Source organism: Sporosarcina newyorkensis (assembly GCF_900167515.1).
Lineage (GTDB): Bacteria > Bacillota > Bacilli > Bacillales_A > Planococcaceae > Sporosarcina > Sporosarcina newyorkensis.
The window spans coordinates 201,436-214,007 of sequence record NZ_FUYJ01000005.1 but is presented as its reverse complement, the minus strand read 5'-3'; the positions used below and the strand labels follow the sequence as shown (position 1 = coordinate 214,007).

The window sequence follows — 12,572 nt, the reverse complement described above, 5'->3', positions numbered from 1 at the left end:
ACAATTGCGACGGCGATGATCCATCCCAATATAATTTCCTCCCCCCACTGCTTAGTTGGTCAATTCCACAATGACTAGAATTACACCCATCACGACGAACGCTACATGACCAATGCAAAATCGAGGAAAAAATTTCTTTTCCATTTCTTCCGCTGTTTGAACCGTACATGTTTTGCATGTGAAGAGTTGCTTCATTCGTTTCATGCGTCTAATGCAGCATGAACACTTGCCGGATCATACCCTAATATCCATTTACCGTTTAACTGCGTTTGCGGCACACCCATTTGCCCTGTCATTTCCACCAGGCGCTGACCAGCTGCCGGATCTATCGTCACATTGATCGTTTCATAAGGCACATGAATTTCATCTAAATAATTTGTCATCATCGTACAGTAAGGACAAGTCGACGAAACATAAACCGTTGCTTTTACAGTCATAATTAAAAACCCCTTTTCATTTGTTAATATCTATAGTATATACCCCTATCCGTATACGGTCAACTAATCGGTTTTCATATTTTTAGGACTGCCGGTGTAGAATGTACGTATCAAAAAACTGCGCTGTAAGAGAAAGTCTGTTTTTGTTTATGCACGTTTCACCTCTCCCACTTCCCTTCAGGTCCTGCCATAGAATTTATCAGTCACCAATTTGATAAAATTGAAACCTTTCATTTACCTATCCGTAGAATAAGATACGAAAGAATATAGAAATGGAGGGATGGATATGGAGCTGTTCGGAATCGAAGTTCAACAGCTATATTTATATATCTTAATCATCGCAGGTATCATAAGCCTTGTGTATGTATTGATCAGTGATTTAGCTGATGGAGTTGGTGAACTAAGCCCATTTCTCGATCCAGCTGTCATTCTTGCGTTCATAACATTTACTTCGGCTACCGCATATCTATTAGAACTTATGACATCATTAAATAGTGGGAGCATCTTACTCATTGCGGCAGTCGTTGCTATTGTTTTAGACTTCTTACTCTATTTCTTCGTTTTAGTTCCGCTCAGATCTGCCGAAGTTTCGCTTGCCTACACAGATCAATCACTTACAGGTCTTGTTGGCAAAGTCATTGTTCCGATCCCAGTAGACGGATATGGCGAGATCATTATCGAAACGGTGAATGGCAATTTAGCGAAACGTGCTGCCGGTTATGAGAATGAAGCCATTGAGTATGGAAAAGAAGTATTATTAATCGAAGAGGAAAATGGAACATTTTTCGTAAAAGAGTATGAGCCATTCCGCTTCAAATAAGTAAAGGGGGAAATCAGAATGGGTTTTGGATTAATTGCAATAGGAATCGTAGCGTTTGTGTTACTAGCTGTTATTGGTGTATATGTTCTGAAATACCGTACAGTTGGACCAGACGAAGCATTGATTGTGACAGGAAGTTATTTAGGTTCGAAAAATGTGCATACAGATGAATCAGGAAATCGAATTAAGATTATTCGGGGTGGAGGTACATTTGTCTTCCCGGTTTTCCAACAAGCCGAACCGCTTAGTTTATTATCAAGCAAGCTGGAAGTCACCACACCTGAAGTCTATACCGAACAAGGCGTTCCGGTTATGGCGGACGGAACGGCAATCATTAAAATCGGTGGTTCCATATCTGAAATTGCGACGGCTGCAGAGCAATTTTTAGGAAAATCAAAAGCCGATCGTGAGAATGAAGCAAAGGAAGTATTGGAAGGTCATCTTCGTTCCATCTTAGGTTCTATGACAGTAGAGGAAATTTACAAGAATCGCGATAAGTTCTCACAAGAAGTTCAACGTGTCGCTTCTCAAGACCTTGCCAAGATGGGCCTTGTTATTGTTTCCTTCACCATTAAAGACGTGCGTGATAAAAACGGCTATCTTGATTCACTCGGTAAGCCGCGTATTGCGCAAGTCAGACGTGATGCAGACATTGCAACGGTTGAAGCAGAAAAGGAAACACGCATTAAAAACGCTGAAGCATCTAAAGAAGCACAAAAAGCGGAAATTGAACGTGCGACGGAAATTGCCGAAGCTGAAAAAGAAAACCAATTAAAAGTTGCAGAATACCGCCGTGAGCAAGACGTCGCAAAAGCACGTGCTGACCAAGCGTATGAATTGCAAACCGCTCGCTCCAAACAAGAAGTAACGGAGCAAGAAATGCAAATTCAAATTATTGAACGTCAGAAACAAATCGAATTGGAAGAAAAAGAAATTTTACGTCGTGAGAAGCAATATGACTCCGAAGTGAAGAAAAAAGCGGACGCGGACCGCTACGCAATCGAGCAAAATGCCGAAGCTGAAAAATCAAGACAATTAGCGGAGGCAGATGCAGAAAAGTACCGTATTGAAGCACGTGCCAAAGCCGATGCCGAAAAAGTTCGACTCGATGGTATGGCTAAAGCAGATTCCCAACGTGCGCAAGGTGAATCAGAAGCCGACATCATCCGACTGAAAGGTCTTGCAGAGGCCGAAGCAAAACGCAAAATTGCAGAAGCCTTTGAACAGTACGGGCAAGCTGCTGTGCTTGATATGATTGTCAGAATGCTGCCTGAATACGCAAGAGAAGTCGCAAGTCCACTAGGCAATATCGACAAAATCACTGTTGTGGATACAGGTGGCGGTGAAGGCGGCGGTGCCAATAAAGTCACTTCCTATGCGACAGATCTAATGTCTACGTTGCAAGAGACACTTAAAGCTTCTTCTGGTATCGACGTGAAAGAGATGCTGGAAAATTATTCAGGCAAAGGAAATATTCGTTCAAGTATTGAGGAGCTGACGAATGAAGTGATTCGTACAAAGCCAGACCCTATTGAATCGAAAACGAGTGAAATTGCGGCGACTGATGAAACTGAAAGATAATGTAAGGAAGAAAATCCGAAGTGCTTTTATCAAGCGCTTCGGATTTTTTGTGTTCTTAATATGTTCCTTCAGATGGAGATGTAAAATTGATTGAAAAACTACTTAACTAAATTCGTGGACCTTATTTTCTTTTTGATCGATTTTGTCTTCCTAACCTATTTAATTAACTCAATTTTCACAGACTTTTTATATGATTAGGACATACTTCATACAGAGGATCACTCTGCAATTGTAACCGAGAAATTCACTTTAAACAGTTTGACAGGTAAGCCGATTTTTTTTGAGTTTGTCGATTTATATAAATGTGGCAGTCGCAACACTTAAGAATACGTGGACAAGTTCATTTAAATCTAAATGAATGGCCACCGATAAAAATGCCCATCCTATTCATAGGAAAGAATGGGGGGATCTTATTGCATATTACAAACGTATTCTGGTATGCCGTTGTCATATGTATTGCAATTGTACTTTGGGGATCTCTTGCCCCTGACCATTTAAATGAATTAACCGCGTCTGTTACTGGTTTTATTTACAATCAATTTGGTTGGTTTTATATGGTTGTCATCATTGCAATGATTAGTTTTTGTATTTATATGATGTTCTCACGTTTTGGTAATATTAAGCTGGGGAAAGATGATGATGAACCCGATTTCAGTTTGCCTGCTTGGTTTGCGATGTTATTTAGTGCTGGCATGGGAATTGGGCTTATGTTCTTTTCGACAGCAGAAACTATCTCGCATGCTTTCATTAAATCACCAAATGTGGTGCCAGGTTCAGAGCAAGCAATTTTAGAATCTCTTCAATATACTTCCCTACATTGGGGATTCCACGGTTGGGGATTATATGCTGTAGTCGCACTTGTCTTCGCTTATTTTAAATTTCGTGTCGGTGCTCCGGGGTTAATTAGCGCAACACTAGAACCGTTATTCGGAAAGAAAGTGATGCGTGGTTCAACCGGACAATTAGTCGATACACTTGCTATTTTTGCAACAGTTGTGGGTGTTGCATCCACGCTTGGTTTTGGCTCGGCTCAAATCAACAGTGGGTTAACATTTTTATTCAACGCGCCAAAAGCTTTTTGGTTTCAACTCATTATATTAGTTGTAGCCACTGTCATTTTCATCATATCTGCATGGTCAGGTATTGGCAACGGCATCAAATACTTAAGTTCGATTAATATGTGGCTCGCGATCATACTATTGTGCGCATTATTTATCGTAGGACCAACAATGTATATTATAAACATGTTTGTAACGACAATTGGAAATTATATAAATAACTTTATTCAAATGAGTTTCGAATTAAAACCGATAAACGAAGGTCAGAGGGAATGGATTAACGACTGGACTATCTTCTATTGGGCATGGTGGATATCATGGGCACCATTTGTCGGGATGTTTATTGCTCGTGTATCAAAAGGGCGTACAATCAAACAATTTATTATTGGTGTATTAATCGCCCCTACACTCGTGACATTTATTTTTTTCGCTGTTTTTGGTGGGTCCGCATTGAATTTAGAACAACACGGCATTGCTAAACTCTCCAAATTGGCTACGGAAACCGTGACATTCGGAATGTTTGAATATTATCCAATAGGCATGATACTATCTTTTTTGACGATAATTGTAATTGCGATATTTTTTATTACATCTGCCGATTCAGCTACATTTGTACTCGGTATGTTTAGTACAGGTGGACAACTTAACCCATCAAATTTTGTGAAAATTATTTGGGGACTGATACTTTCAGCGATGGCTGCAATTGTCATGTACTCTGGCGGACTTGACGGTTTTCAAAACATGCTCATTATTGCAGCACTCCCTTTTTCCATTATTCTCATTCTAATGGTCATATCGTTTTACAAAACAATCAAACGTACCGAGTGATTGGGAACGGCTTAACAATACTTTTAGTAAGGCGGGATTATAAATGAAGTTAGTAAACGTTCGTAAAGGCCAATTTGTTTATTATCAAAATCAATTGCATAAAGTGTATTCTGTAAAGACATTTTTCAAACGGTCCATTCACCTCATTCGCCTGCAAGATTTTGAACAACAACTTTCTACAGCGAAAGATATTGATTTTTATAAACCTAAACACTTAGATAGTTTCGTTTACACTCATAAACGTTATACACTAGATAAAAATGTCAAAGCGAAAGTGGGTGATTACATTTTAGTGATCAATCCAAAACCTGATTCGATGGATCATCACTATCTCAACGCCATCGAAATCGTATCGTCAGTTGAAAGAAATGGCGTGATTAGTAATCAGTCAAATGGAATCAGACATGATGAATACTGGGTAATGGTGCCTGGACTTGAGGAGGGCGCGACGATTATCGACTTTCAAAATCCAGATAGCGAAATGATTGAGAACCAGGAATCACAACAGGCAGAAACCGATTTACCGGAAACATATATACCTAAAATCGGCGATGTATATCAAAGAAATGATAGTGATCCTGTCATGCAAGCAATGGTTGTTTCCATAAAAGGGCAGAATGTTTATTTAGGTGGCAATCTTGAAGTGAAAATGAACATATTAACCGACAATGAAAAGTGGAGTTATGTGAAAAACGTGAAGGACTAATGCGGGACACATAGCAATCTGATGTGGGCGCGACCTATTGTTATGGCAGATGGAAACCGAAGAACCTCGACGTTTTCAGCCAAAGAAAAGGCGTTTGTTTTACAAGACTTGTTCCAAATACGCTGTTAAGTTCAGATGTAACTTTAAAAGAGCAAACCAATTCATATTGGTTTGCTCTTTTATCGTATTCTCTTGTGGAGTCACTGGAAGGAATACATGCGAAGGTTATTCAGTTCCATGGTAACTTGTTTGATTCGCTTTACCATTTCAACTGTAATCATTTGTATGTCGCTCGTATTTAGATTGAAATAATTCCGGTAAGAAAATAAGCTTTGTTCCATACTTACTCTTTTACCAAATTTTACACTAAGCATTATTTTCGCACAGCAATCGTTTATTAATTTTCAAGAAAAACATACTAGCCAGACCGCATCATTCGCGTTGGTCACTCAATTGTTTTCATCATAATAAAGTCTGTTTGTTGTTCATCTCCCATATAGAAAGAGTGAGCGCCTGTTTTAACAAACCCCATCTTTTGATAAAACTGAATTGCCCCTAGATTGTTTTCCCACACACCTAACCATACATTCTTTTTACCTTGGTCCTTCGCAAGTTCAATTCCCTTATTTAAAAGAAATTTTCCAAGTCCCTTTTTTTGAAATTCTTTATTAATATAAATCCGTTCAATTTCCAACGCTTCTTTACCCATTTCTTCTGTTTGAGCTTCATTGACATTTATTTTCAAATAACCTGCGAGCTTCTCATCCCAATATAGAAAATAAAATTTTGAAAAGGGAGTTAAAACTTCTTTTTCTAACCTCTTTGTATTAAAGGCTTTTTCCAAATAGGTTTTCATGTTTTTTTCCGAGTTCATATGAGAAAAAGTCTCATAAAAGGTGTTATAACTGATTTCTTGAAGAGTATGTATATCCTCAATTGTACATTCATTGATAACTACAGACATCTGATTCCTCTCCTTCTATGATAAGATAGTGCCAATTAATCCCGAAATGGACCCATCTTTAATTCAATACAAGATGAAAACACTTTGAATTAACGAATTGAGCCGAGGATAATATTCTAATCACCGACCACTATCATTTACCGTCCTGTTCTATTAACATCATATCATTATTTCATTATTCAGTAATACGATTCTATCTTTTTCTTTATAAAAAATCCCCAAAATTCTCCCTTCATGAGCACAGGCATATAAATACCATCTATTATATCTCGAAGAATGGCTTCTCTAATAAAAAACTGAGTTTGCACATTATCGGCAAACTCAGTTTTTTCACTTTATTTAGACCTTTAAAAAACTAGTTAAGACGTATGAAAACCAGAGTACGAAATAGCACTTCTTTTTGTTTGCATATTTCTGTATGAGTGGCTCTGTTTCACTCATACTTTTTCCGTATTTGGAACTTTAATAATTTCCCTTGCAAACTCCGCGGTAATTCCTCTACAAAATCAATGTGATACGGTATTTTAAACTTCGCTAATCTGCCATTACAAAATTCAATAATTTCTTCTTTCTCGGCTTGTTCACCCTTGCGCAGCACAATTGCTGCCAATGGTACTTCTCCCCATTTTTCATCCGGAATCCCGATCACTGCAGCGTCTTCCACTTTAGGATGTTCATGCAGTACACCTTCAATCTCCGCGGGATAGACATTGATTGCACCGGATAAGATCATATCTTGTTTTCGGTCCACGATATAGTAATATCCATCTTCGTCTTGAAGCCCTACATCGCCTAAACTGAGCCACTCACCCTTAAACGACTCTTTGTTCGCTTCTGGTCTTTGATAGTATTCATCGCATAAAGTAATTCCTTTGACAAAGAATTCCCCTGCTTCATTCACTTGCACCTGTTCCCCCTCGTCATTAAGTAATTCAATTTCCATTCCTAACATCGGCACTCCAACCGATCGATCCTTTTCCATCTGCATTTCCGGGAATAAATTAGCGGCACCGCCTAACTCGGTGGCTCCATAAAATTCATTCAATTCAACTGTACGAAAATACTCAAACACCTTTTCCTTCGTGCTCGTATGTAAAGGTGCGCCAACTGAAATTAATGATTTTAATGAAGTGACGTCAAATTGATGCAAGATCTCTTCAGGCAATGAAAAGATTGCTTCTAACATAGGTGGTGCTAAAAATGTAGTAGTCGTCTTCTCTTGCTCAATAGCCTTCAATACTTCCACCGGATGGAATTTCTCCAAAATGTGAACGCTGTTTCCTACGAATAGATTAGGTAGCGAAATACTTAAAGCGGCCGCGCCATATAAAGGGCCAGTTGCTAACCCTTTTCCAAGTCTGCCTATGTTAAATTCAATACTGAACAATAAACTGACTAAGTACATGCTGCGATGAGAACGCACTGCTCCCTTCGGATAACCGGTTGTCCCGCCCGTATACATGATGGAGAGAGTATCTAATTCATTAAGGGGTGACGAAGGTACAGGTTCCTCCTTCGAGAATGCAGAGATCCAATTTTCATAGTTGAAAAACTCAGCTTGTTCATCTATTCCTACCGTGATAAATTGTTTTGCTGTTCTATACTTTTCAATGAAAGGAACTACTTCATTAATAAAGCGTGAGTCTAATACTAGGATGACAGATTCAGAGTCATCCAGGACATGTTGAATTTCTGGACCGACAAATCGAGAGTTGATTGGTACATAAACGGCGCCTATTTTCCCGCAAGCAAATATCACTTCAAATAATTGGTGGCAATTCATCAGCATGAATGCCACTTTATCTCCTTTATCAACTCCGATATCTTGCAGTGCATGAGCCAGTTGATTAATTCTCTCGTTGAATTCCCGGTAAGTAAATTGCAGTCCTTTAAATGTTATAGCTTCTCTGTCTTGGTACCGCGCTGCATTTAATTTAATTGGATCACTAAATAACATAGGTTGCATTGTTTCACTCCTCTATGATTTTAGTACTTTCTTTTTAATCTATTGTCTTACTAGCCTTTCTTTGGCTTCGTTATATTGTTCTTCTAATTGTGCAACATAATCCTTTGTCGACTGCACTTGGTCAATCACACCGATTCCTTGTCCGCAGCCCCAAATATCTTTCCATGCTTTTTGTCCAGCGTCTCCTCCAAAATTCATCTTGGTCGGGTCACTTTCAGGCAAGTTATCTGGATCCAATCCTGAAGCTCGAATGGACGGTGCTAAATAATTCCCGTGCACTCCTGTGAAATAGTTGCTGTAAACAATGTCATCGGAATTCGCCTTTACAATCGCTTGCTTATATTCTTCAACAGCTCTCGCTTCTTCAGTAGCAATAAATGGTGAGCCGATGTATGCAAAATCAGCACCTATCGCTTCTGCCGCTAAAATGCTGCCTCCGGTTGCAATTGAACCTGCAAGTGCCAGCGGACCATCGAACCAATCACGAATTTCTTGAATAAGTGCAAATGGACTTTTTGGTCCCGCATGCCCTCCTGCGCCTGCCGCTACTGCAATTAAACCATCTGCCCCTTTTTCAATCGCTTTTTTCGCAAACATATTATTGATCACATCATGTAACACGACACCACCGTAACTATGTGCTGCCTGGTATACATCTTCTCTTGCACCGAGCGATGTAATAATGATCGGCACTTTATACTTTTTACAAGTTTCCATATCCTCTTCCAGTCTCTCATTGGACCGATGAACAATTTGGTTGATTGCAAAAGGTGCTGCCGGACGATCAGGATTTTTCGTATTATATTCTGCTAATTCTTCCGTGATTTCTGCAAGCCACTCATCAAATTGAGAGGATGGCCTTGCATTTAGAGCCGGCATAGAGCCGATAATTCCAGCTTTACATTGCTCAATCACAAGCTTCGGATTACTAATAATAAACATAGGCGATCCAATTACGGGGATTCTCATACTTTTCTTCAATTCTTGTAAATTCATCATATTAACTCTCCTTTTCACGTAAGCGCTTTCAAACAACTTTATAGTAGCTGTTTTCAAGATGACAGGAGTTCTTCACAATTTACTCTGACTCTTATCAGCGTATGTACATTTCCTTGAAAACAACTACGTTGTATAAGCAATCTTACAATGCATGTATATACATGTATTGTAACTGTTTATCACGAATTGTCAATCAATTTATAAAATAACTCTTACGATGTTCCCTTCTATTCTCGCTGTTTCAACTTTCATACTGATCTATTACTTGCTGCAATTCCTCTAGTTTGCTTAATAAATCCCTATACTCATCTTTACCGATAGAGTCTTCAATTTCACCTTGTACTTGTGACCATATGGGAGTAGCATTATTTAATTTTTCATAACCTAATTCTGTTATCGCAACAACTTTTGTTCTGGAATCATGCTCAGCCCTCTTGATGTCCACATAAGCAGACTCCTTTAAAATATTCAAGTTGCGAGTCACTGTAGTTTGATCCAGCAACATGATTTCCCCCAACTTACTTATTGAAATGTATGGATAACGATAAATATTTCCAAGCATGTAGTATTGAGTGATTTTTAATCCCGTAGGCTTCAAAAGCTTATTGTACAGCTGCGTAAGAGATCCCGAAACCATTCGAAGGTTCGCACAGGCACAAATTTGGATGATATGATCTGCTTTAGTTTGATCGAGGTTATGTTTCATGAGGTGTACTCCTTCCTTACAAATCAATTTATCTATATAATCGGTTTAAGAGCATTACACGTGTGTCATACAGTTCAGACATATTTCCTCCTTATAATGAAGCTCAGATACCGCCGATCTTATGATGCCTTAATTGTATCATCATTCTATAAATCAAACATATTACTTACCACTTTTCTTTTTGATTACAATTACTGTTATCTCTTATTATTACGACATACTTCCTATTCAGCGCTTATTTTTAGTTTACTTTGCTCCTTTAACAGCCGGATAAAAACTTCGACGCTTTATTGATATTGATTTGTCTATCCACTACCACCTTGCTAGACGTTTTATAAACATATCAAAAGAGGCTGGGACAAATCTAATTTGTTCATAATGAAAGACGAACGATCATAAAAAACCCAAAAAGGTTCGGGTTACTTAGTGTGCGGTTAGGGATTTGCCCTCCAGGCCGGGACAGGGCGTGGCTTGAGCCAATCGAACAGCGAAGGGTTCGATTTGTATAATTTCTGCGCTTCTTTGCAGAAATTATACAGCACGTGCTCCTAACGATTCGCTTTTACTCGCAAAAGCCGTCCTTCACTACGGCTTTCGCTCAGTCCAGGGTCTCAAGACACACGCTAATCCTCCCGGAGTCGCCCTGCCTTCCGGGCAAATCCTACATTTTGTTCGGTAGGACAGTTGTCTTGGCCCTGAATACAGAAAGTTTACCTATGTTCAATTTTGAAGCATAGAAACTCGGTGCTTACTCCGTATTTTGGGGTTTTCAATTATGTAAGATTGCCATCAAACTGCCTTGTAAACAATAAATTGGGATTGGAGCGGAGGGCAGGGCGAAAGGCAAAGATATGCTCCCAACGCTTCGCTTATGCTCGCAAAAGCCTTTCTTCGTCACGGCTTTTCCTGCGGGATGTAGCGCAAATGGTGAGACCCCGTAGGAAGCGAAGCGGACGAGGAGGCTCACCTGCGCCTCGCGGAAAGCGTCCCTGCCCGTAGTGGAAATCCCTTAAGCAGCTCCAAGTTTGCAGTTTCTTTGCATAGAAAAAACCGAACTATTTTACAAAACTATGTTTGAATGTTTTGTAAACGTTCGGCTTTTTATCGTTTTGAATCCTTTTGTCCCAGTCTCTTTTTTGAAACATTTCCTTAATCCAGCTCCAGGGATTTTCTATATCCCTGAAGGTACGTTATTTCAGACGGTGAACTGTTAGCAATTGAATTCATTGCACGGTGCCATAACGGATAGTACGGTTCCGGACGTGCAACCGATTCAATTTTATCATGCTCATCCTTTGATAGTTCAATTTCGTACGAATCAATATTTTCGCGAAGCTGCTCCTCATTTCGGGCAGCAATAACGACCGGGCCGACATTTGGACGATCTTTCACCCAGGCAAGCGCAATCTGCGGAACCGTCAAGCCACGGTTATCCGCTACTTCCTGAAGTGCATCAATGACTCTATAAAGCCTTTCTTCATTCTTCACCCAAGGCTCTGACCAACCTCCGCCCTGACGAGTATTTTTTGGCGCGCGTTTATCGCGGCTGATTTTTCCGTTAAACAAGCCCTCACCGAGCGGACTCCAGATCATCGAACCAATCCCTAATTCACTCCCGGCAGGCAGCAGTTCATATTCTGCTTCCCGGGCCTCCGGTGTATAATAGATCTGTTGGCAAATCGGCGGTATGTAGCCGGGTTGCTCTGCAATCGTAAAGGTTCTGGCAAGCGCCCATCCGCTGTAATTGGAAACGCCCCAATAACGGATCTTTCCTGATTTAACCAAATCCGTCATCGCTGCAACCGTTTCCTCTACCGGCGTACGCCCGTCCCACAGATGGACAAAGTATAGATCCAGATAATCGGTTCCTAAGCGCTTGAGCGTCTGGTCAATGGATTGCTCGATATTAATGCGAGACGCACCAACGGAATTCGGATTATCCCCTAATGGGAAACCGGTTTTTGATGTTAAAAGCACTTGATCCCTGCGGCCTGCTATAGCTTCGCCAAGAACTTTTTCTGCATCTCCTTTTGAATACAGGTTTGCGGTATCAAACATATTGATTCCAGCTTCCAAGCAAATATCCACCATTTTTCTGGCTTGCTCGCCCTGAACGTTTCCCGCAGCTTCAAATCCGTTTGTTCCACTGAAAGGAATGGTACCTAAAATATATTTAGGCACTCTCAGACCCGATTTTCCCAAATTGATATATTCCATACGATCCTCTCCTATCTCTAATGCTCTACTATCCTTTTCCCTTCAAATATGTGAATCAATCATTTATGAGGAGAATTTACAAAAGCAGATAGGAGTTGATGTTATACACTATCACCCGAAGTATTGAGTCGATAGTTCACTTTCAAATAAAAAAACTGAGTTGACACAAAACCGGCACACTCAGTTTTTTCTAGTTTCTATGCAGCTTGTAAATGCCTACTAGGAGGTACACCAAACGAATTTCTTTCATATCTATTTTCATACAAACCTAGTAACGCTTCATCTAGAAG

At 39.8% G+C, this 12,572-nt stretch carries 10 protein-coding genes; 4 read left to right on the top strand and 6 right to left on the bottom strand.

What is annotated here, in order from left to right; all coding sequences use genetic code 11:
- Positions 1-200: 200 nt before the first annotated feature.
- Positions 201-437: a glutaredoxin family protein gene (locus B5D59_RS11475; protein ID WP_078818044.1), complete on the bottom strand. Its 237-nt coding sequence runs from the start codon at positions 435-437 to the stop codon at positions 201-203.
- 286 nt (positions 438-723) lie between these two features.
- Between B5D59_RS11475 and B5D59_RS11470 the strand changes: the two genes are divergently transcribed.
- The 4 genes from B5D59_RS11470 (at position 724) to B5D59_RS11455 (ending at position 5,430) form a co-directional block, all read left to right on the top strand.
- Entirely contained in the window at positions 724-1,257 is a 534-nt protein-coding gene (locus B5D59_RS11470) for an NfeD family membrane protein (protein ID WP_176132563.1), read from the top strand.
- Between the two features lie 18 nt (positions 1,258-1,275).
- On the top strand, positions 1,276-2,838 hold the full coding sequence (locus B5D59_RS11465) for a flotillin lipid rafts scaffold protein FloT (protein ID WP_078818043.1): 1,563 nt from the start codon (positions 1,276-1,278) through the stop codon (positions 2,836-2,838).
- 374 nt (positions 2,839-3,212) lie between these two features.
- Positions 3,213-4,724 (top strand): BCCT family transporter, encoded by a 1,512-nt coding sequence (locus tag B5D59_RS11460; RefSeq protein ID WP_078818042.1) that lies wholly within the window; start codon positions 3,213-3,215, stop codon positions 4,722-4,724.
- A gap of 43 nt (positions 4,725-4,767) precedes the next feature.
- A complete protein-coding gene (locus B5D59_RS11455) occupies positions 4,768-5,430 on the top strand; it encodes a hypothetical protein (RefSeq protein ID WP_078818041.1) in 663 nt (220 codons plus the stop codon).
- 445 nt (positions 5,431-5,875) lie between these two features.
- Here B5D59_RS11455 and paiA read toward each other — a convergent pair whose 3' ends face one another.
- The 5 genes from paiA to B5D59_RS11430 all read right to left on the bottom strand — a co-directional run bounded on the left by paiA (position 5,876) and on the right by B5D59_RS11430 (position 12,282).
- Positions 5,876-6,394, bottom strand: a complete 519-nt coding sequence (gene paiA, locus B5D59_RS11450) for a spermidine/spermine N(1)-acetyltransferase (RefSeq protein ID WP_078818040.1) — start codon at positions 6,392-6,394, stop codon at positions 5,876-5,878.
- Positions 6,395-6,827: 433 nt separating this feature from the next.
- Complete coding sequence (locus B5D59_RS11445) at positions 6,828-8,360, bottom strand: AMP-binding protein (protein ID WP_078818039.1); 1,533 nt, start codon at positions 8,358-8,360, stop codon at positions 6,828-6,830.
- A 39-nt stretch (positions 8,361-8,399) separates the two neighbouring features.
- Positions 8,400-9,359: an NAD(P)H-dependent flavin oxidoreductase gene (locus B5D59_RS11440; protein WP_078818038.1), complete on the bottom strand. Its 960-nt coding sequence runs from the start codon at positions 9,357-9,359 to the stop codon at positions 8,400-8,402.
- 241 nt (positions 9,360-9,600) lie between these two features.
- Complete coding sequence (locus B5D59_RS11435; protein WP_078818037.1) at positions 9,601-10,065, bottom strand: MarR family winged helix-turn-helix transcriptional regulator; 465 nt, start codon at positions 10,063-10,065, stop codon at positions 9,601-9,603.
- 1,149 nt (positions 10,066-11,214) lie between these two features.
- Positions 11,215-12,282 (bottom strand): aldo/keto reductase, encoded by a 1,068-nt coding sequence (locus B5D59_RS11430; protein WP_078818036.1) that lies wholly within the window; start codon positions 12,280-12,282, stop codon positions 11,215-11,217.
- Positions 12,283-12,572 lie beyond the last annotated feature (290 nt).